The sequence below is a fragment of the Bacteroides sp. f07 genome (assembly GCF_042854785.1).
Taxonomy (GTDB): Bacteria; Bacteroidota; Bacteroidia; order Bacteroidales; family Bacteroidaceae; genus Bacteroides.
The window spans coordinates 2,697,923-2,720,328 of the sequence record NZ_BAABXI010000001.1 but is presented as its reverse complement, the minus strand read 5'-3'; the positions used below and the strand labels follow the sequence as shown (position 1 = coordinate 2,720,328).

General features: G+C 43.8%; 17 protein-coding genes. 14 read left to right on the top strand and 3 right to left on the bottom strand.

The genetic code is table 11. The annotated features are described in order from the left end of the window. The first annotated feature begins 27 nt into the window (after positions 1–27). The 7 genes from ACGHVY_RS11270 to ACGHVY_RS11240 all read left to right on the top strand — a co-directional run bounded on the left by ACGHVY_RS11270 (position 28) and on the right by ACGHVY_RS11240 (position 8,319). Positions 28–2,187, top strand: coding sequence for a TonB-dependent receptor (locus ACGHVY_RS11270; RefSeq protein WP_390599064.1), 2,160 nt, complete (start codon positions 28–30; stop codon positions 2,185–2,187). Beyond that, positions 2,184–2,675 (top strand): DUF4625 domain-containing protein, encoded by a 492-nt coding sequence (locus ACGHVY_RS11265; protein WP_390599062.1) that lies wholly within the window; start codon positions 2,184–2,186, stop codon positions 2,673–2,675. The genes ACGHVY_RS11270 and ACGHVY_RS11265 overlap by 4 nt, the downstream gene beginning before the upstream one ends. 162 nt (positions 2,676–2,837) lie before the next feature. After that, a complete protein-coding gene (nrfH, locus tag ACGHVY_RS11260; RefSeq protein ID WP_291591735.1) occupies positions 2,838–3,434 on the top strand; it encodes a cytochrome c nitrite reductase small subunit in 597 nt (198 codons plus the stop codon). A 42-nt stretch (positions 3,435–3,476) separates the two neighbouring features. Then, positions 3,477–4,958, top strand: coding sequence for an ammonia-forming cytochrome c nitrite reductase (nrfA, locus tag ACGHVY_RS11255; RefSeq protein WP_390599060.1), 1,482 nt, complete (start codon positions 3,477–3,479; stop codon positions 4,956–4,958). Between the two features lie 22 nt (positions 4,959–4,980). Beyond that, positions 4,981–6,225, top strand: coding sequence for a cytochrome c biogenesis protein ResB (locus tag ACGHVY_RS11250; RefSeq protein ID WP_390599058.1), 1,245 nt, complete (start codon positions 4,981–4,983; stop codon positions 6,223–6,225). Next, positions 6,222–7,013, top strand: a complete 792-nt coding sequence (locus ACGHVY_RS11245) for a cytochrome c biogenesis protein (protein WP_390599056.1) — start codon at positions 6,222–6,224, stop codon at positions 7,011–7,013. The genes ACGHVY_RS11250 and ACGHVY_RS11245 overlap by 4 nt, the downstream gene beginning before the upstream one ends. A 28-nt stretch (positions 7,014–7,041) precedes the next feature. Beyond that, positions 7,042–8,319 (top strand): alginate export family protein, encoded by a 1,278-nt coding sequence (locus tag ACGHVY_RS11240; protein ID WP_390599054.1) that lies wholly within the window; start codon positions 7,042–7,044, stop codon positions 8,317–8,319. A 72-nt stretch (positions 8,320–8,391) separates the two neighbouring features. On the opposite strand, the gene ACGHVY_RS11235 is transcribed toward ACGHVY_RS11240, so the two are convergent. Next, complete coding sequence (locus ACGHVY_RS11235) at positions 8,392–9,081, bottom strand: Crp/Fnr family transcriptional regulator (protein ID WP_390599052.1); 690 nt, start codon at positions 9,079–9,081, stop codon at positions 8,392–8,394. Positions 9,082–9,274: 193 nt separating this feature from the next. Between ACGHVY_RS11235 and ACGHVY_RS11230 the strand changes: the two genes are divergently transcribed. The 3 genes from ACGHVY_RS11230 to ACGHVY_RS11220 all read left to right on the top strand — a co-directional run bounded on the left by ACGHVY_RS11230 (position 9,275) and on the right by ACGHVY_RS11220 (position 14,259). After that, positions 9,275–9,814, top strand: a complete 540-nt coding sequence (locus ACGHVY_RS11230) for a flavodoxin family protein (protein WP_390599050.1) — start codon at positions 9,275–9,277, stop codon at positions 9,812–9,814. A 229-nt stretch (positions 9,815–10,043) separates the two neighbouring features. Then, the gene (locus tag ACGHVY_RS11225; protein ID WP_390599048.1) at positions 10,044–10,865 is read left to right on the top strand and encodes an MBL fold metallo-hydrolase; all 822 of its coding nucleotides are present in this window, start codon (positions 10,044–10,046) and stop codon (positions 10,863–10,865) included. A 22-nt stretch (positions 10,866–10,887) separates the two neighbouring features. Beyond that, complete coding sequence (locus ACGHVY_RS11220; protein ID WP_390599046.1) at positions 10,888–14,259, top strand: S41 family peptidase; 3,372 nt, start codon at positions 10,888–10,890, stop codon at positions 14,257–14,259. Positions 14,260–14,340: 81 nt separating this feature from the next. Here ACGHVY_RS11220 and ACGHVY_RS11215 read toward each other — a convergent pair whose 3' ends face one another. Further along, complete coding sequence (locus tag ACGHVY_RS11215; RefSeq protein WP_390599044.1) at positions 14,341–15,012, bottom strand: YitT family protein; 672 nt, start codon at positions 15,010–15,012, stop codon at positions 14,341–14,343. Between the two features lie 153 nt (positions 15,013–15,165). On the opposite strand from ACGHVY_RS11215, the gene ACGHVY_RS11210 reads away from it, so the two are divergent. Continuing rightward, positions 15,166–16,056: a helix-turn-helix domain-containing protein gene (locus ACGHVY_RS11210; RefSeq protein WP_390599042.1), complete on the top strand. Its 891-nt coding sequence runs from the start codon at positions 15,166–15,168 to the stop codon at positions 16,054–16,056. An 89-nt stretch (positions 16,057–16,145) separates the two neighbouring features. Here ACGHVY_RS11210 and ACGHVY_RS11205 read toward each other — a convergent pair whose 3' ends face one another. Next, positions 16,146–17,903: a 1-deoxy-D-xylulose-5-phosphate synthase gene (locus tag ACGHVY_RS11205; protein WP_390599677.1), complete on the bottom strand. Its 1,758-nt coding sequence runs from the start codon at positions 17,901–17,903 to the stop codon at positions 16,146–16,148. A 129-nt stretch (positions 17,904–18,032) separates the two neighbouring features. On the opposite strand from ACGHVY_RS11205, the gene ACGHVY_RS11200 reads away from it, so the two are divergent. From ACGHVY_RS11200 to ACGHVY_RS11190, 3 genes are all read left to right on the top strand, one after another. Beyond that, positions 18,033–19,700 (top strand): ISL3 family transposase, encoded by a 1,668-nt coding sequence (locus ACGHVY_RS11200; RefSeq protein ID WP_390599040.1) that lies wholly within the window; start codon positions 18,033–18,035, stop codon positions 19,698–19,700. Positions 19,701–19,920: 220 nt separating this feature from the next. After that, positions 19,921–20,688 carry a class I SAM-dependent methyltransferase gene (locus ACGHVY_RS11195; protein WP_390599039.1) on the top strand — a complete coding sequence of 256 codons (768 nt, stop codon included), beginning with the start codon at positions 19,921–19,923 and terminating at the stop codon, positions 20,686–20,688. A gap of 484 nt (positions 20,689–21,172) precedes the next feature. Then, positions 21,173–22,378, top strand: coding sequence for an MFS transporter (locus ACGHVY_RS11190; RefSeq protein ID WP_390599676.1), 1,206 nt, complete (start codon positions 21,173–21,175; stop codon positions 22,376–22,378). Positions 22,379–22,406 lie beyond the last annotated feature (28 nt).

Sequence of the window (22,406 nt, the reverse complement as noted above, 5' to 3'; positions counted from 1 at the left end):
TTACACATTAAATAAAAATTGTAATTGATGCGTATCGGAATTATTTCGGGCGTACTGGGGCTGATTGTAGCCTTACCCGTCCACGCACAGAAGTCCGATTCAATCAAGAGTATGCTTTTACCTGATGTTGTGGTGACGGAAACGTACCAGCAACGTCAAGCCAAGAAGTCTGCGCTCACGGTTGAAGTGGTAAATCAGGATTTTCTGCGCAAACATTTTACAGGAAACTTCATGCAGGCGATGGAGAACATCCCCGGCGTGCAAGCGATGGATATAGGCTCCGGCTTCTCCAAACCGATGATTCGTGGAATGGGATTCAACCGGATTGCCGTATTGGAGAATGGCGTCAAGCAGGAAGGGCAACAATGGGGAGCCGACCACGGCTTGGAACTCGATGCTTTCAATATCGAAGCGGTCAATGTCCTGAAAGGTCCTGCTTCCTTACTGTACGGCAGCGACGCGATGGGCGGAGTGATTGATATAACCCCGCCACCCGTCCCTGCTGACAACAGTGTCTTTGGAGACGTTACTCTTCTAGGCAAATCTGTCAATGGAACGATTGGCGGCTCACTGATGCTGGGAATAAAGAAGAATGCCTGGTACTCCCATATCCGCTACTCGGAACAGTATTTCGGAGATTATCGTATCCCTACGGATACCATCGTTTATCTCACGCAGAAAATGCCCGTCTACGGACGTAAGTTAAAGAACACGGCAGGTATCGAACGCAACGTCGGATTCTTCACCCAATATCAAAGAAAAGGATATAAGGCGAACTACTCCGTAAGCAATGTATATCAAAAGACCGGTTTCTTTCCGGGAGCGCACGGCGTGCCCGACGCGTCCCGCGTAGAAGATGACGGAGACAGCCGCAATATTGAATTGCCATATAGCAAGGTGAATCATCTGAAAGTGACTACCCATCAGCAATACGCGTGGGAGAAACTAATCCTGTCGGGTGATTTGGGCTTCCAGAACAACCATCGTGAAGAATGGAGTGCCTTCCATACCCACTACGGTTCGCAACCCGCACCGGAGAAAGACCCGGACAAAGAACTGGCTTTTAACCTGAATACTTACAGTGCTTCGGTGAAAGCCCGCTTTGTCGGTTCTTCCTCGTGGGAGCATACGCTGGGTTGGGACGGACAACATCAACGAAACGGCATCTCCGGCTATTCGTTCTTACTGCCCGAATACCACCGTTCCACCACCGGATTGCTTTGGCTCACCACCTATCGACCTAACAATCTCCTCTCCATTAGCGGCGGAGCACGATATGACTACGGACATATCAACATCTCTGCCCATGAAGACGCCTATCTTGCCGATTATCTTCGGAAACAAGGATATGAACAAGAACAGATAGACCTCTATAAGTGGAACAGCCACGCAGTGAAGGAACACTTCGGTGATTACTCCTTTTCTTTAGGGCTTGTGTGGACGCCCTCGGCCGCTCATATGATAAAGCTGAATGTAGGACGCAGCTTCCGCCTGCCCGGTGCGAACGAACTTGCCGCCAACGGTGTGCATCACGGCACTTTCCGCCATGAGCAGGGAGACGCGACGCTGAAGTCCGAACAAGGCTGGCAACTGGACGCCTCTTATAACCTGAACTACCGGGGAATCTCTTTTTCCGTTTCCCCCTTTGTCAGTTGGTTCAGCAATTATATCTTCCTGCGTCCTACCGGCGAATGGTCTGTATTGCCCCATGCCGGACAAATCTATCGCTACACCGGAGCAGAAGCATTATTCGCGGGAACGGAAGCCACGATAGATGTTCGTTTTCTACGCAACTTCAATTATCGTATCTCCGCCGAATATGTCTACACCTATAATTGTGACGAACATATCCCGTTGAGCTTCTCTCCACCGCCCGGTATGCGGAATACATTGACTTGGCAGCATAAACGCTATATGCTTTATGCCGAATGGCAAAGTATCGCCCGTCAGAACCGTGTCGACCGTAACGAAGACCGTACGTCCGGGGCAAACCTTTTCCATTTGGGCGGCTCATTAAACATTCCGACAGGTGGAAACAGTGAAATAGAAATCACCCTGACCGCCCGTAATATCTTCAATACCCGATATTACAATCATCTTAGTTTTTACAGGAAAGTTGAAATCCCCGAACCGGGACGTAACTTCCAGTTATTAATCAAAATCCCATTTAAAAAAATCCTAAAATGAAAAATAAATTTTATCTCCCGATAATTGCCTTTTTGGCTATGTCCGCTTTTGTATTTGTCTCTTGTGATAACGACGACTCCAGTGATACTACCAAACCGCTGATTGAACTTCACGAACCGGAAGAAGGGCAAGCCCTTGAAATAGGAAATGAACACGGGGTTCATTTGGAAATGGACTTATCGGACGACGTTATGCTGAAATCTTATAAGATTGAGATACACAGCAACTTTGACCACCATTCGCATGGCGGCAATAGCAGGGCTGCCGGGGCAACCGTAGATTTCAGTTTCAACAAATCCTATGATATTTCGGGACAGAAAACGGCGCATATTCATCATCACGACATTGTGATACCCGCTGATGCGACTCCGGGAGACTATCACCTGATGGTTTATTGTACGGATGCCGCAGGTAATGAGTCTTATGTCGCCCGCAATATCAAGTTGAGCAACGAAGTGGAAGATGAAGACCATCATCACGACGAATAAGATAAATCGTTCTCCGTAGATGGAAAAACGGAAGATTTCCAGTCTGCGGAACAACGGATTCTTCCTTTTTGCATAAAGAGTATTTTTTCTTTTGAAAGGTGTAATAGATATTACACCTTTTTTGTTTCAAAACCTTTACTTTTGTAAAAAATACTTTTTCATATGATGAAGTTACCAATAATAAATCGACTATTTCCTTCGTATAAATGGAAGGTAGCGGCTGTCATCATTGGCGGTGTTATTGTGGGCGGGGGAGCGCTCTTCATGTATATGCTCCGTGCGCATACTTATCTGGGAGACGACCCGGCTGCATGTGTGAATTGCCATATCATGACGCCTTACTACGCGACATGGTTCCATAGTTCGCACGCCCGTGACGCCACTTGCAATGACTGTCATGTGCCGCATGAAAATGCCGTGAAGAAATGGACTTTTAAAGGTATAGACGGTATGAAGCACGTCGCCGCCTTTCTCACGAAAAGCGAACCGCAGGTTATCCAGGCTCACGAAGCCAGTTCCGAAGTGATAATGAATAACTGTATCCGCTGTCATACACAGCTCAATACCGAGTTTGTGAAGACGGGAAAGATTGACTATATGCTGTCGCAAGTAGGAGAGGGGAAGGCTTGCTGGGATTGTCACCGCGATGTTCCTCACGGCGGAAAGAACTCCTTGTCCGGCACTCCGGGAGCTATCGTTCCCCTTCCCGAATCGCCCGTCCCCGAATGGCTCCGGAAGATGGTGAATAATAAAGATTAACAGGAAATGAAATACGTAATAAAATAATAAAACCGATATACAATGGAAAAGAAATTAAAATCATGGCAAGGATGGCTGTTGTTCGGAGGTTCAATGGTCGTTGTATTTGTTTTGGGATTATGCGTTTCTGCGTTGATGGAGCGCAGGGCGGAAGTCGCCAGCATCTTCAATAACCGCAAGAACGTCATCAAGGGGATTGAAGCACGGAATGAACTCTTCAAGGATGATTTCCCCCGTGAATATCAGACTTGGACGGAAACGGCAAAGACTGATTTTGAAAGCGAGTTCAATGGAAACATTGCAGTCGACGCACTGGAGAAACGCCCCGAAATGGTTGTCCTCTGGGCCGGATATGCTTTCTCTAAAGACTATTCCACTCCGCGCGGACACATGCATGCTATTGAAGACATTACCGCTTCACTGCGTACCGGAGCACCCGTGAATCCGACCGATGGTCCTCAGCCGTCAACTTGTTGGACTTGCAAGAGCCCGGATGTTCCCCGCATGATGGAAGCCATAGGCGTAGATTCTTTCTATAATAATAAATGGGGAGCCATGGGCGCCGAAATCGTAAATCCGATTGGCTGTTCCGATTGCCACGACCCGGAGACGATGAATCTTCATATCAGCCGTCCGGCTCTGATTGAGGCTTTCCAACGTCAGGGAAAAGACATCACCAAAGCTACTCCGCAAGAAATGCGTTCACTGGTATGTGCGCAATGCCACGTAGAATATTACTTCAAGGGCGATGGCAAATACCTTACTTTCCCTTGGGATAAAGGGTTCACGGTGGAAGATATGGAAGCCTATTATGATGAGGCCGGTTTCTACGATTATATCCATAAACTGAGCCGCACGCCGATTCTGAAAGCACAGCATCCTGATTATGAAATTTGTCAGATGGGTATTCACGGTCAGAGAGGTGTCTCCTGTGCCGATTGCCACATGCCTTATAAGAGTGAAGGCGGCGTGAAATTCAGTGACCACCATATCCAAAGCCCGTTGGCTATGATTGACCGCACTTGCCAGGTTTGTCATCGTGAGAGCGAAGAGACATTGCGCAATAACGTCTACGAACGCCAACGCAAAGCGAACGAAATCCGCAACCGCTTGGAGCAAGAACTGGCGAAAGCACATATCGAAGCTAAATTCGCCTGGGACAACGGAGCAACAGAAGCTCAAATGAAAGATGTTCTTGCATTGATTCGTCAGGCACAGTGGCGTTGGGACTTCGGAGTGGCTTCACACGGCGGTTCTTTCCACGCACCGCAGGAAATTCAGAGAATCCTTTCCCACGGGCTCGACCGCGCTATGCAAGCCCGTCTTGCCGTATCCAAAGTATTGGCGAAGAATGGATATACAGGCGACGTTCCGATGCCGGACATCTCGACGAAGGCAAAGGCACAGGAATATATCGGCCTGGATATGGACGCTGAAAGAGCTGCGAAAGAGAAGTTCTTGAAAACAACCGTTCCTGCCTGGTTGGAGAAAGCGAAAGAAAACGGACGTTTGGCGCAGATATAAAACAAATATAAGATAGACATATATGTGGAGCAAACCGTGGAGTTATAAAGAAGGGCTGACGATTGGCGCAGGATTACTGATAATAGGCATATTGCTGCAAATGACAGTGGGTGCTATTAACTGGGATTTGTTTGCCTGTCCGGTCAATGTGATTGTGTCAGTGGTTTATATCATTGCCCTGATAGCCATGCACCTTCTTCGTAAACGTGTTTATTTATTCGGATGGTTTAGTCATTATTCTGCTGCTGTTTCCGCTCTGTTGTGGGTGGTCGGCATGACGGTGGTAATGGGACTTATCCGGCAAGCTCCTTCCGGTCATGCTTCAAATGCTTCAACGGATTTGCTGGGATTCTCACAAATGATTGCGTCCTGGCCTTTCGTTCTGCTTTACTTTTGGATGGTTACTGCATTGGGACTGACGATACTTCGTGCCAGCTTTCCTTTTAAGTGGAGACGTCTTTCGTTCCTTCTCAATCATATCGGATTGTTTGTTGCATTGATAGCGGCCACTTTAGGAAACGCCGATATGCAACGGTTGAAAATGACAACCCGCATGGGCAATGCCGAATGGCGGGCTACCAACGATAAAGGACAGTTGGTAGAGCTTCCATTGGCTATCGAACTGAAGGATTTCACTATCGACGAATATCCCCCGAAACTGATGTTGATTGACAATGAGACAGGCCGCACGCTTCCTGAAAAATCTCCGGTACATTTGCTGCTGGAAGAAGGCGTGTCAAACGGTAACTTGCAGGATTGGCAACTTACCATTGAGCAGTCTATCCCAATGGCGGCTTCCGTAGCTACCGAAGATACCTTGAAGTTCACAGAATTTCATTCGATGGGGGCAACGTATGCCGTGTATCTGAAAGCTGTCAATCAGAAGAATCAACTGACCAAAGAGGGCTGGGTGAGCTGCGGTAGTTTTCTTTTTCCGTACAGGGCAATGCGTCTGGACTCTTTGACCAGCCTTGTGATGCCGGAACGGGAACCGCAACGGTTTGCGTCGGAAGTGAAGATTTACATGCAGGAAGGAACGATAACCGAAGGTACAATCGAAGTCAACCGCCCGATGGAAGTGGCAGGATGGGAAATTTATCAGCTTAGTTATGACGAGACAAAAGGACGATGGAGCGATGTCAGCGTTTTCGAACTGGTGCGCGACCCTTGGTTGCCGGTAGTTTACGCAGGGATTATAATGATGATGGCAGGAGCTCTCTGCCTGTTCGTGAATGCACAAAAGAGGAAAGAGGAGGATAAAGCATGAGTTGGGACTATTTTGTACTGTTTGCCATAGCCGCACTGGTTTGTTGGGTTATCGGAGCTTTTGCGGCCTGGAAGGGAACGAAACCGGGCTGGGCTTACGGATTTACTCTGTTGGGACTGGCTATTTTCTTCAGCTTTATGATTGGAATGTGGATTTCTCTTGAACGCCCGCCCATGCGGACGATGGGAGAGACGCGTTTATGGTATTCTTTCTTCCTTCCGTTGGCAGGATTGATTACCTATGTGCGTTGGAAGTACAAATGGATTCTTAGTTTCAGTTGTATCCTCTCGCTGGTATTTATCTGTATCAATATCTTCAAACCGGAGATTCACAACAAGACATTAATGCCTGCTTTGCAAAGCCCGTGGTTTGCGCCTCATGTCATCGTGTACATGTTCGCCTATGCCATGTTGGGAGCGGCGACGGTGATGGCTGTCTATCTGCTTTGGTTCAAAAAGAAGGATATAGAACGAAAAGAGATGGATTTATGCGACAACCTCACCTATGTAGGTTTGGCATTTATGACATTGGGAATGCTTACGGGGGCTATCTGGGCGAAAGAAGCCTGGGGACATTACTGGGCTTGGGACCCGAAAGAAACATGGGCGGCGGCAACTTGGTTTGCCTATCTGGTATATATCCATTTCCGATTGGGCAAACCGTTGAAAGCGCGTCCGGCATTAGTTATTTTGTTAGTATCGTTTGTTTTATTACAGATGTGTTGGTATGGAATCAATTATCTTCCGTCGGCACAAGGAGTCAGTGTACACACTTATAATTTGAATTGAAATATCAAATCATTTAAATTGGAATACAATGAAGACATTTTATTGGTCATTAGTGCTTATGATGCTATTGCCAAGCATGGCATACACACAAAACACGGAGAAGGAAAATGAGTTCTCGATGTCGATGCAAATCAGACCTCGGGCGGAATATCGGAACGGAGCCTGGTTTCCTCGTAATGAAGGGGTGAAAGCCGCATCGTCTATCAACAACCGTGCCCGTTTGTCGATTGACTACAAGCGTTCGGACTTGGAAATAAAGATGTCGGCACAGCACGTCGGAGTTTGGGGGCAAGACCCGCAGATTGACAAGAACGGGCGTTTTGTCCTGAACGAAGCATGGGCAAAACTTGATTTCGGACACGGCCTTTTTGCCCAGTTAGGTCGTCAGGCATTGGTTTATGACGATGAGCGTATCTTGGGCGGACTGGACTGGAATGTGGCGGGACGTTATCATGACGCATTGAAACTGGGATATGCGAATAAGAATAACGAAGTGCACCTTATTCTTGCCTTCAACCAGAATGACGAGAAGAAGATAGGCGGTACTTATTATGCTTCCGGCGCACAGCCTTATAAGAATATGCAGACAGTATGGTATCACTATAAAGCGGATGCAATCCCATTCGGCGCTTCTCTGCTGTTTATGAACCTGGGATTGGAAACCGGGGACGCGGCTACGCAGGATTCGCATACCCGTTATCTGCAAACAATGGGAACGTATCTTACCTATAAGCCCGGTAGCTGGAACCTGGACGGTGCTTTCTACTATCAAACAGGTAAGAATAAAGGTGCTGAGAAAGTGTCGGCATTAATGGGAAGCGTGCAGGCTGCTTATGCTTTTGACAAGACATGGGGAGCGGTGGTAAGATTCGATTATCTGAGCGGTGATAAGGGAAACAGCGACAAGTTTAAAGCGTTCGACCCTCTCTACGGAACACATCATAAGTTCTACGGAAGCATGGATTATTTCTATGCGAATCTATTTGTGGACGGTTATGCGCCGGGTTTAATGGACAGCCGTATCGGTGGCCGTTTCCGTGCGTCGGACAAGGTGGATATGGAATTGAATTATCACTATTTCACTACGGCGGTTAAATTGCCGGACTTGAAGAAGTCCTTAGGTTCGGAAGTTGATTATCAGATTAACTGGTCGGTGATGAAAGATGTGAAACTCTCCGCCGGCTATTCTTTCATGCGTGGCACAAAGACGATGGATGCGGTGAAAGGCGGCAACCATAAGAGTTGGCAAGACTGGGGATGGGTATCGTTGAATATCAATCCGAGAGTGTTTTTCACAAAATGGTAATTAAATAGGGATGATATTCTGATAAGTATGGCGCAGCATAAAACCGAAAGTTTAAGCTGCGTTACATTTTTATTATATGAATTTCTCTAAAGCTACTTTGTTCAGAATTTCCACCCGTTTCCCTTCCATGGTCATAAGCCCTTCCTTGATTATCTTATTTATTTCTTTCGACAAAGCAGGGCGCGATACATTGAGGTATTCGGCAAGTTGGGATTGCGTATGTGTAATCTCTACTATCAGGGAATCTTTCTTCTTATGCTCGAACAGATAAACGATGAATCTTTCCCGGACAGTCTTGCGGGAGAGCGGTTTCAGCCGTGATACGGTACAAATGTTGCAATTACCCGCAATGCAGAGAAAATTGTGCAACACTTGCGGGTCTTGGCTGATAACTTTAAACGTAGAATCTTTGGTTGCCATAAGCACTACGCTGTCCTCAAGGGCAGTGAAAGTAGCCGGCAAAGTATTGTTCGAGTTGAAAAGGTGCGGAGTGGCGAAAGTGCGTGGCGCAATGATATATTCAATCATCACTTCGTTTCCCAGTCCGTCGATAATATCCGTGCGTAATTTCCCTTCCAACAACACATACAGTTTGTTACAAGGCGTTCCTTGTGTGACAACTATCTCTTTTTTGTCTGCTGCATAGACTACGAAATCCAGTTTTTCTAATAAAGATTCTTTTATATTCAAAGGCAAATCCCGGAAAAGAGGGATTTGAAACAGCTTTTCTTTATGTATGTCGGTCAGTTGTATTTTTTTCATTGCAGCATGTTGTTCGTATCGTGGACAAAGATATAAATTAAATATCGGTAGAAAAAATCTTTTGTTATGTTTGAATCAGTAATTAGGGTATATATCTCTGTAATTTATATACATCTGCTACGCTATAAATTGTCTATTTTTGCAGAGTGAAAAGACTGAATCATTCTAAAGATAAAACTAATAAAGTAAAGTTATGGCTAAAAAAGTTCTGATAATTTCGTCCAGTCCGCGCAAAGGCGGCAATTCTGATTTGCTTTGTGATGAATTTATGAAAGGTGCTCTCGAAGCGGGCAATGAAGTGGAAAAGATTGTGTTGAAAGACAAAACGGTTCATCCTTGTACGGGGTGTAGTGTTTGCAGTATGTACGGCAAGCCTTGTCCGCAGAAGGATGACGCGGCGGAAATCGTGGAGAAGATGATTGCTACCGATGTTATCGTAATGGCAACTCCTGTTTATTTCTATACGATGTGCGGACAGATGAAGATAATGATTGACCGTTGCTGCGCGCGCTATACGGAGATAACGAACAAGGAATTTTATTTCATTATTGCAGCGGCAGAGGATAACAAAGCAATAATGGAGCGCACAATCGACGGTTTCCGTGGCTTCCTCGATTGCTTGGAAGGGCCACAGGAAAAAGGAACGGTTTATGGAATCGGCGCCTGGAAGGTAGGGGAGATTAAAGATACTCCTTATATGCAGGAAGCCTATGACATGGGAAAAATGGTATAACTGTCCTGTCTCATTATAGTGACGCTATGCTTGCAGGATAGTGACGCTATGACGACCGGATAGTGACGCTATCTTATGTTACCTTTTAAAGCATGAAAATGATATTTCAATCGAATAGATTGAAAAGTCAAGAATTTTAATTGACTGGATTGCTTGTTCTGCCACAGAATTATTATAATTTTGTGGCAGAACTTTTTATTTTGTATGATTCGTTTAATAACTAAGCATCATGGGCTATACAATAACGACTCTTGTGGAGAATTGTGTCTATGGACGTAAATTACAGGCAGAACACGGTCTTTCTCTATATATCGAGACATCGGGACATAGATTACTCTTCGATACGGGAGCGTCCGATTTGTTTATCCGTAACGCACGCCTGCTGCATATTGACTTGCAAAAAGTCGATTATCTGATATTATCCCACGGACATAGCGACCACACGGGAGGTCTGCGTCATTTTCTTGAATTGAACAAACAGGCTGTAATTATCTGCAAACGCGAAACCTTCTCACCTAAATTCAAGGATGAACGCGAAAATGGAATGAAGCATACGCAGGCTTTCGACCTTTCCCGTTTCCGTTTTATCGAAGAACAGACCGAACTGTTTCCCGGCGTATTTCTTTTTCCCTCTATTGATGTTATCGACCGTGAAGATACCCATTTCGAACGTTTCAGGGTTCAGAAAGAAGACGGTTGCCATATACCGGATACTTTTCAGGATGAATTGGCGGTAGTGCTGGTAGAACCGGATGGGCTTTCCGTATTGAGCGCCTGTTCTCATCGGGGAATAACAAATATCCTGCGAACAGTCCGTGCAGCATTCCCCGAATCTCCCTGTAATTTGCTTTTGGGAGGATTTCATATTCATAACGCTGAAGAACGGAAATATCAGGTCATTGCGGATTATCTGAAAGAATATCTTCCACGTCAGATTGGCGTCTGCCATTGTACGGGAGTAGATAAATATGCTTTCTTCTACAAAGACTTTGGCGACAGGATATTCTATAATCACACGGGAAAACTAATTCAATCCGATTTGTCGGAATAAAATATATATATAATAATTTGATATGAAGAAACTAATAACTTCTTTGGCACTGGCATTGACCGCATTGTCCGGCTATGCCATTACTCCTTTGTGGATGCGTGACGCACGTATTTCACCGAATGGAACGGAGATTGTCTTTTGTTATAAAGGCGATATCTACAAAGTCCCCGCACAAGGTGGGACAGCCGTTCAGTTAACAACACAAGCATCTTATGAAGCCAACCCCGTTTGGTCGCCCGACGGAAAACAAATTGCATTTGCCAGCGACCGGAATGGGAATTTCGACCTCTTTATCATGCCTGCCGACGGCGGAACCGCCCAAAGGCTGACTTATCATTCCGCTTCGGAGATTCCTTCGGCTTTTACTCCGGACGGAAAGTATGTACTTTTCTCTGCATCTATTCAAGACCCGGCAGGCAGTGCTTTGTTCCCTACCGGAGCAATGACGGAATTATATAAAGTACCTGTTAGTGGAGGACGTACCGAGCAAGTACTCGCTACCCCTGCCGAATGGGTTTGCTTTGATAAATCGGGGAAAAACTTTCTTTATCAAGACCGTAAAGGCTTCGAAGATGAATGGAGAAAACACCATACTTCTTCTATAACCAGAGATATATGGCTGTATAACACGCAATCGGGAAAACATACCAATCTGACGAATCGGGAAGGGGAAGACCGCAATCCAGTATATGCGCCCGACGGCAATTCTGTCTATTTTCTTAGCGAGCGCAACGGTGGCTCATTCAATGTCTATAACTTCTCACTGAATACTCCGCAAACGTCGAATGTCCCTCAAGAGGTAAAAGCGGTAACTACCTTCCGTACGCACCCGGTACGTTTCTTGTCAATCAGTGACAAAGGTACATTGTGCTATACCTATGACGGAGAACTTTATACACAGGAAGCAAATGCCCGTCCGAAGAAAGTAAGCGTCGAACTTGTTCGGGATGACGAAAAAGAGATTGCTTCCCTCAAGTTCTCTCAAGGTGCTACTTCCGCTTCTGTATCTCCGGACGGCAAACAGGTTGCTTTCATAGTACGTGGCGATGTCTTTGTCACCTCAACGGATTACACTACAACAAAGCAAATCACGAACACACCGGCTAAAGAAGCCGCAGTGTCCTTTGCCCCGGATAACCGGACATTGGTTTATGCCAGCGAACGGACGGGTAACTGGCAACTCTACACCGCCAAAATATCCCGTAAAGAGGAAGCCAACTTCCCCAATGCAACTCTTATCGAGGAAGAAGTACTGCTTCCTTCCAAAACGGTAGAACGTGCTTATCCGCAATATTCCCCGGACGGCAAGGAACTGGCTTTCATTGAAGACCGTAACCGCTTAATGGTACTTGACTTAAAAACGAAGAAAGTTCGTCAAGTGACGGACGGCTCCACATGGTATAATACCGGAGGTGGATTTGATTACGAATGGTCACCGGACGGCAAATGGTTTACTCTTGAGTTTATAGGTAATCGTCACGACCCTTATTCGGATATAGGTATTGTCAGCGCACAGGGCGGTGCTATCACCAATCTGACTAACAGCGGATATATTAGCGGTTCTCCGCGTTGGGTACTGGACGGAAATGCCATTCTTTTTCAGACTGAACGCTACGGTATGCGTGCGCATGCTTCCTGGGGGTCGCAACAGGATGTCATGCTGGTATTCCTCAATCAGGATGCTTATGACCGCTATCGTCTGAGTAAAGAAGATTTCGAACTGCTCAAAGAATTAGAAAAGGAACAGAAGAAAGCGAAAGAAAAAGACGACGACAAGAAGAAAGACGGAAATAAGTCCAAAAAGGATAAGTCTGATAAATCTCCAAAAGCAAAGGCTGATAAAGAAAAAAGTAAGTCGGATAAAGATAAAGACAGCGACAAGGATGAGGCTGACGAGGATAAAGCATCCGAAGATAAAGCAGACAAGAAAGATATAATAGTAGAGCTTAACGGCATTGAAGACCGCATCGTCCGTCTGACTCCCAACTCTTCCGACTTAGGTTGTGCTATACTTTCAAAAGACGGAGAGAATCTTTATTATTTCTCAGCTTTCGAAGGTGGATATGACCTTTGGAAAATGAACCTTCGTGAAAAAGATACGAAGCGTCTGCACAAACTCAATACCGGTTGGGCATCATTGATGTTGGATAAGAAAGGGGATATTTTCTTATTGGGTAGTAGAAATATGCAGAAAATGGATGCGAAGTCGGATGCATTGAAATCAATCGGTTATCAGGCTGAAATGAAAATGGATTTGGCTGCCGAACGTGAAGCGATGTTCGCCCATGTGTACAAGCAACATCAAAAACGTTTCTATAATCTCACTATGCATGGAGTTGATTGGGATGCTATGACGGCTGCCTATCGCAAATTCCTGCCTCATATTGATAACAACTACGATTTTGCGGAACTATTGAGCGAATGGTTGGGCGAACTGAATGTTTCGCATACGGGAGGACGTTATTCTCCGAGAGGTGGGGGAGATGTGACCTCTAATCTGGGCTTATTGTTCGATTGGGAGTACCAGGAAAAAGGAATGAAAATCGCTGAGGTAATCGAGAAAGGGCCGTTCGACCATTCCCGTACCAAAGTAAAAGCCGGCTGCATTATCGAAAAGATAAACGGTGAAGAACTGGCACCCGATAATGACATTACTTACTTGCTGAATAACAAAGCCGGAAAGAAAACCTTGATTTCACTTTATAATCCGCAAAGCAAAGAACGTTGGGAAGAAGTGGTGATGCCTATCACAAGCGGACAACTGAACGGATTGCTATACAAACGTTGGGTAAAACAACGTGCCGCCGATGTTGAGAAATGGTCTAACGGACGCCTTGGGTATGTTCATATTCAATCTATGGGCGACGGTAGTTTCCGTACTGTTTACTCTGATATTTTGGGTAAATACAACAACTGTGACGGAATTGTAATTGATACCCGTTTCAACGGTGGCGGTCGTCTGCACGAAGATATCGAAATACTGTTCAGTGGTCAGAAATACTTTACGCAGGTAGTGCGCGGACGCGAAGCCTGTGATATGCCGAGCCGTCGCTGGAATAAACCTTCTATCATGTTGCAATGCGAAGCCAACTACTCGAATGCGCATGGCACTCCCTGGGTATACAAGCATCAGAAGATAGGCAAGCTGGTCGGTATGCCTGTGCCGGGAACAATGACAAGTGTATCTTGGGAAACATTGCAAGACCCTTCACTGGTATTCGGTATTCCTATTATCGGTTATCGTCTGCCGGATGGAAGCTATCTGGAAAATAGCCAGTTGGAACCTGATATTAAAGTTGCCAATGCCCCCGAAACAGTGGTGAAAGGAGAGGATACGCAACTGAAAACGGCTGTTGGCGAATTGCTTAAAGAAATAGACAGTCAGAATAGATAGTAAATATCGAAGAGAAATATAAAAGCCGTTTCTTTGGGAGATTTAAAGTTCTCTTTCCGAAGAAACGGCTTTTATTATGTTTTATTTCAAAACGGGCAAGAGCTTGTAGAGTGTCTTCCTCGTCATTATCTTCTGATTTAGGAAACTGACAATATATCCTGTGATACAGGCAGCGATAAGAGAGCCTTCGCGTACTCCTTCAATGCATTGGGAGAGGAGAAGGGAAAGTAGTACCGCAAATGTGACTAGCGTAACATCGAAATAGACCTTGAATTTCCCAAACTCTTTGTTGTAGCGGCGGGAAGCATATTTCACAAAAGCTTCCGCACTCATCATAGTGACTTTGGGTTTCAACTCCAGTACCACGCCGATAGATTGCACCATACATCCTGTAAGCAATAACGCTATTGACATTCCATAACTCTCGGGATGCAGGTTATTGGTAATTGTCATATTGAAATCAATGAATGCCGAGAAGATAAAGGAGAAGGGCAATTGAAGAAGAATCTCGATAATATCCTGCCGGGTTCTGTTCTTTCGGATTAACCAAAACTGCCCCAAGATAAGTACCATATTGATAAAAAAGGTGCAAGTGCCTAATGATAAAGGACTATTCAGGCTTAATACATAGTTTACGCTGGATATAGGGGTGGTTCCCAATGCCGAACGTATGATTAATACTATTCCGGCAGCCAGAAAATACAATCCTATAATAAACACCAAATATCTTTTGCAAACGTCTTTCATTCTCATATCTTCAAAACTTTTTAATTGATTCCTTCTTATGAATTGAAAAGGATATGCAAAGTTCCTGCTTTTTTGCTGGAAATGAATTATCTAATTCCACACAGTTTTTGTCATATCCGAAACAAATCGTATTTTTACATCGAAAAGAAGGAGGCATAAATGGTGAAATCACGAATTTTCGATAATAAGCAGTTGTTGAAGGAACATCCTGAAATTCCTCATTACGAAGAGGACGTCGTTTGTTTCATGAGTGAATACAAAGATAGGAGTTATCCCGAAAATGAACGCTATTTTAACCGGGAACTGTATATGATACTTGTGCTCGAAGGTCGTTCGGAGATTTTGCTGAATGGAGAATTTATTGCGATAGAGCCCAATATGCTGCTTATTCATGGAGCAAATTATCTCACCGACCATTTATATTCAAGTCCCGATATAAAGTTTATCACTCTTTCCATTTCCGAATCCATGCGGACGGATGATTCTTATCTGACTCAAATAACCGCTATCTTGTTGGCGACGATGAGGCAGAACAAGCAATATACCATACAACTGACTGCATACGAAGCTCAAATCATCCGTCGTGAACTGGAAGTGCTTATGCGTTTGTTGAATATAAAACACCAGTTTCTTTTCCGGAGAATACAGGCGGCGTGCAATGCTTTGTTTCTGGATATAGCCGATTTCCTTTCTCGAAAGACAATTATTAAAAAGCAGGTTAGCCATAAAGACCATGTACTGCAAGAGTTTCACGCGCTTGTCACCCGGAATTTCAGGGAAGAGCATTTCGTCGCTTTCTATGCGGATAAGTTGGCTATCAGCGAACAATATCTTGCCCGCATCGTCCGTGCAGGAACAGGAAAGAGTGTAAACAGCATTATTAATGAACTACTGATAATGGAAGCCCGTACATTGCTGAGTTCAACCAAATCCACGATAGGAGACATCGCTTCCGAACTGGGCTTTAGTGATGCTGCCGGATTCTGCAAATTCTTTAAGAGAAATACCGGGCAAACTCCATTGAATTATCGGAAAGGACTACGGATTTGACTGGAAATAAAAGTAGGTTGATGCATATCTCCCGTTACGGAAGTGCATCAACCTACATATGAATATATAATGAACTGGTTAGGACTTCTTTAGCCGATAATCTTTCTGATATCTTCTACAATCAGTTCATCTGTCAGATGATTGGCACGAAGTAACTCTTGCACATCGTACCGGTCTACGAATTCTTTCTTCGCTCCGTAATTAAGTACTTTCATATCGCTGGCGCCATAATAGCGGGCAATCTTTTCACCGAAACCACCGTCCAACACACCGTCTTCCAATGTAATCACTAGTTGGTGGTCGGCTTTCAGCTCTTCCATTAACTCATTGTCAATACCGGTAATATATCGGGGACTGATAAGCGTAGCGTCAATACCTGCCTTTTCTTTCAGCAGTGACAGCACCGACTGTCCTAATCCGAAGAACGAACCTAACGCCACGATAGCCACCTTCGAGCCACGATGAGCGACTTTATAACGATTGAGAACGCTATAATCGGATTCCACAGACTCGCCACAGCTAATCACATCTGTTGCAGGCACACGGATAGCAACCGGATGCTCATTCTGACGGATACCCCATTCCAACATGGCAAGATATTCCTCTTTGCAGGTTGGTGCCAAATAGACCATATTCGGGATATTGCTGATAAGAGGAATGTCGAAGAAACAGAGATGAGTTACATCATTCATACCGGATAATGTTCCCCAGAATACCAAGAGGACTGCCGGATTATTATTGATGCAGAGGTCTTGCGAGAGCTGGTCGTAAGAGCGTTGGATAAATGTGCTATATACTCCATAGACAGGTTTTCCCCCATTAGCCGCAATACCGGAAGCAAGTGCCACCGCGTGTTCTTCGGCAATACCGACATCTACAAACTGCTTGCCTGCTTCCTGACGACGGTCGGGAGTAAATCCGAGAACGGCAGGAGTGCCCGAAGTGATTGTTACCACCCGCTTGTCTTCTTTCATCTTTTTCAGCAGATATTGGGCTGTCACTTCGCTGTAATCTTCCGCAGTTTCGTCAAACTTTGATTCTCCGGTTTCTATATTGAACGGAGTACGCCAGTGATAAGTCTCTTTGTCCTGTTCTGCACGTTCATACCCTTTGCCTTTCAGAGTATTGATGTGTACTACTATCGGATGCTGAATATCTTTCACCTTAGAGAATGCCTCAACCAATGCATCCACATTGTTGCCGTCGTTCACGTACATATAATCCAATCCCATAGCCTTGAAGAAATTACATTCACACTGACCGTTACTGTCACGCAAATCTTTCAGGTTCTTGTACAGACCACCGTGATTCTCGGCAATAGACATCTGATTGTCATTGACAATAATAATCATATTTGTACCAAGCTCCGCTACATAATCCAATCCTTCAAATGCTTCGCCGCCACTTAAAGAGCCGTCGCCTATCACGGCTATGATATTCTCATTGCCGCCGGTCAGGTCGCGTCCTTTCGCCAATCCGCTAGCCAGGCTGACGGAAGTGGAAGTATGACCGATAACGAAGAAATCATGCTTGCTTTCTTGCGGTTCGGAATAACCGGATACATTGTCATACTCAGCCGGGTAGAGGAAAGCGTCTTTCCGTCCGGTCAGCATTTTATGCACATAACTTTGATGCGATACATCAAAAACAATCTTGTCTTCCGGTGAGTTGAATACATAATGTAAAGCAATAGTCGCTTCCACCATTCCGAAATTAGGGCCGAAATGCCCGCCGTGTTCACTCAACTTTTGCAGGAGTGACGCACGGATTTCATTACTTAAATCATTGAGTTCCTGAAACGATAACTTCTTTACGTCTGCGGGAGAGTAAATATTTTCTAAATACAGGTTCTTCGTCAAATTTGGTGGTAATCTCTTTTTTATTTCAACGGTCTTCTTCTTTCTTAATCCTATAAAAAGTTGTAGATATGTTTGCTTTTTAGTAACTTTAAAGACACCACATCATTAAAAGTTACCATGCAACAAGCCATATCTACAACGTACAAATATACATCAAAAAAAGAAAACACTCCTACAAATAGGGGATTATTCCATGATTTCAGCTTCAGTCTTGGCTACGATAATCTGCAACAAGATGGTATCTCTGAAGCTGTTGGCTCATTGAGGGTCTTTTTACATACGGCTGGCAAGGGGGCTTCCTGTCCTTATTGTGGACATTTCAGTCACCGGTTGCACAGTTACTACTCCCGTCATATTCAGGATCTTGAAGTTTACGATCATGCTTTGGAGTTAGTCATAAAGGTTGGCAAATATTATTGTGACAATGTTTCTTGTCCGCAAAAAATATTCTGCGAACCGTTGTCTTTTCTGGCTCGTCGGTATGGTAGACGGAGCTATCTTGTTGAGGAACGCATCAGATCGATAAGCTTGGAACTTACTTCTCGAAAGGCCTCTTCTCTTTTGCAACTGTTCCATATAACGGCCAGTAGCTCTTCCTGCTTACGCATCCTACAACAGTGCGGGCAACATAATCCTATGCATAATAAAAGTATTTATGTAGGTATTGATGATTTTGCCTATAAAAAAGGTAAGGATTATATGAGTGTGGTCGTAGACCAGATGACACACATGCCTATTGCTTTGTTAGAGGATAGAAGCGGAGAAGCGCTTGATAACTGGCTTATCCGGAATCCTCAAATACAATATATAACGAGAGACCGTGGAAGATGTTTCACAGAGGCTATAAACAGAATAATCCCTGGTGTTACACAAATCTGCGACCGGTTCCATCTAACCAAGAATATGACGGACACGATGATACCGGAAATAGAGAAAATGATTCGTCAGACCAAGAAAAAGCTCAAGTACGAATATCCTGACAGAGACACGGCTTCTTCGTTAATTCTTCAGGACATATTTAACATGGGAGATGTCCGACACAGAGAAAAATTGAAGATATACAGGGAAAGCCTGAACTTAAAAATGCAGGGGATGACCATTGAGCAGACAGCCACACATTTGGGCAAGAAAAGTCGCTACATTTATAAGCTCATTCACAACAGGAGAATAGGGGCATACTTGAATGAGCAACAGAAGACAGCTCTTAAATATGTATCCGAACTGGCTACAATCATTAGTGCGGGCTGTATTACCCGAAAAATATTGGCACAAAAAATGGGGAGTAAAATCAGTGGCGCACTTATTGGAAGGATAACATCAAGCTTGCGAAAAATGTATCAACAAAAGAGGAAGGAAGTCAAGGAGCATAATGAGAGCATTGAAAACGGAAGTAAAACACAGAGAGTTTCACAGAATCAGATACGCAAATACATTCTAAAGGGAAAATCGGATAATCCTAAACTAGCGGAACTGTATAAATCCTCACCACAGATTAAAGAACTCTTAAGCGTGTGTCAGAATTTCAGAGATATGATTAATGGGAATACTTATGATAAGGATATTAGAAAGTGGATTGAAAAAGCGAAGGCAACACGGAATATGGCACTGACGAACTTTGCATATGGTATTGAAAAAGACTGGGAGGCAGTACAGGCAGCTATTGATATCCCCTTCAGTAACGGATTATTGGAGGGGACAGTGAATAAAATTAAAGCGGTAAAAAGACAGATGTACAATAGGGCAGGAACTAAACTACTGAGAGCCAAGATTCTTTATTCACAATAGAAGAAGTACCACCAAATTTGACGAAGAACCTAAATACATATCAATTTGTTTTTTTACGTTTATACCTGTTGTTTTTATCACACTGCAAAGATACTGCTGATTTTAGATTCGGTTTGTATATAGATTACGGATTATTTTACCTATATTACCGACCTTGGAAAATGTGACTGAGATGATAAACCTAAAAATAGTAGATAATAGACATTGGAGGACGACATATATGAATAGTGATTATAAAGTGGGTGATTTAATTTATGATGCCAATATTTATGATGCGATGAATACCAATCTGGATGATTTGTACTTTTATAAGCGGTGGCTGCCTAAAAACAAGGATGCGCAGATACTTGAACTTTGTTGTGGTACAGGCAGACTTACTCTTCCCATTGCAAAGGAAGGATATGATATTACTGGAGTTGATTACACCCCTTCAATGCTTGCCCAGGCAAAGGTGAAAGCTTCCGAAGCAGGATTAGAAATAAGTTTTATCGAGGCAGATATCAGAACTTTGAATTTGTCGGGAAAATACGACTTTATCTTTATTCCATTTAATTCGATTCATCATTTATATAAGAATGAAGATTTATTTAAGGTATTTAATGTAGTTAAGAATCATCTCAAAGACGACGGTTTATTTATGTTTGATTGTTTTAATCCGAATATCCAATATATAGTTGAAGGTGAAAAAGAGCAGAGGGAAATTGCTGCGTATACAACGGACGACGGAAGGAAAGTCTTGATAAAGCAGACTATGCGATATGAGAATAAGACTCAGATTAATCGCATAGAATGGCATTATTTTATCAATGGCAAGTTTGATTCTATTCAAAATCTGGATATGAGAATGTTTTTCCCTCAAGAATTAGACTCATATTTGGAATGGAATGGCTTTCATATTATTCATAAGTATGGAGGATTTGAAGAAGAAGTGTTTGATGATAATTCGGCAAAACAGATATTTGTTTGTCAATGCCAGTTCGGATATTGAGGCTCTATTGACTCTAATCTCAATATTTTTTCTTTCATGTAAAATTTGGTTTTCAAGTATAAAGATTGTCTTTACTGCAAATATTTTCTGTCTCCACAGGAAACATATGTATTTATTTCCTGTCTTTTTAGAATTTCCTATTAATCTGTAATTGGGGTTATTATCTCTGTAATTTATCTACAATCACTTCACTTTATTCTCCCGACCTTTGTAACGTCAAATAGAACTCTGTACCTCAGCGTGTATGGAGTTGATTTAATAGAGAATATGAAATCATTTATCGGCAGGCTTTACGCCATTTCTGTTGATGATAAATATCCTCAAAAAGATTCGTCTTCTCAACCGGGCGCTGGGTTGGAATGAGGTGGGCTGTATTGTGCCGGTGGTTGTACCGGATGCGAGAAACTGGCGAGGCAGATTGATAAAGAATATCTTGAAAACGCCTATAAACTGGCGTTGGAATTATAAATTACATATAATAGTTATGGAACAAAAGAATAAACTAAAACTCAGTTCGGGCGGTTTGCTCGTCTTTATCCTTACGGTCGGTGTGTTTGGAATTATAAATACCGAAATGGGAGTAGTGGGTATCCTGCCCTTGATAGCTGAAACGTTCAACGTCTCCGTACCACAGGCTGGCTGGACGGTAAGTGTTTTCGCGTTGGTGGTGGCTGTGTCGGCCCCTATGACTCCTTTATTGTTTTCGGGGATGAACCGGAAGAAAGTGATGTTGCTGGCATTGGGATTGTTTACAGTAAGCAATATAATCTCCATGCTTACTTCTAACTTCACCATATTACTGATTGCCCGGATACTTCCCGCTTTCCTGCATCCGGTCTATGTCTCGATGGCTTTTACGGTAGCCGCGGCGTCTGTCGGCAAGGAACAGGCTCCCAAGGCTGTTTCTAAAGTTTTTGTTGGTGTGTCCGCCGGTATGGTACTGGGCGTTCCGGTGACTAGTTTCATTGCCAGCGAAGTTTCGTTCTCTATGGCGATGTTGTTTTTCACAGTTGTGAATGTATTGGTGTTTGTGGCTACCATTCTATTTATACCCTCCATGCCTGTGAAAGAAAAAGTATCTTATGGTGCACAGCTTAGCGTATTGAAGAAAACGGCGATGTGGTATTCAATCATTGCCGTAACCTTAATTAATGGAGCCATGTTCGGATTCTTCAGCTATATGTCGGATTACTTGAAAACAGTGACGGAAGTTTCCTATAGTGTAATCAGTACCGTACTGCTTGTATATGGTCTGGCAAATATTGTGGGGAATGTGATAGCGGGGAAACTACTTTCTGTAAACGCCAAGTGTTCAATTATCATCATGCCTTTTGCACTCTTAGTCTCATATATCTGTCTCTTCTTCGTTGGAAAATGGATTACGGCTATGGTGATAATCATCTTGATTTTAGGTGTATTGGCAGGTATAGCTAGTAATAATATGCAGTATATGATTACGGATTCCGCTCCCGAAGCTCCTGATTTTGCCAACGGAATGTTTTTGACTTCCGCCAATTTGGGTACGACGATTGGCACGGCTATATGCGGAGCTTTCATTACGGAAATGGGCACGCGCTATTCCGTTTTCGGTGCACTGCTTTTTCTGATTGCAAGTATGGTATTTGTTTATTTACGTGTTTGTGTGCCCCATTCCCGTAAACAGGTTAAAATGGATATTATAGCAGGATGATGAAAAAAATATAATCTGTAATTTGGGT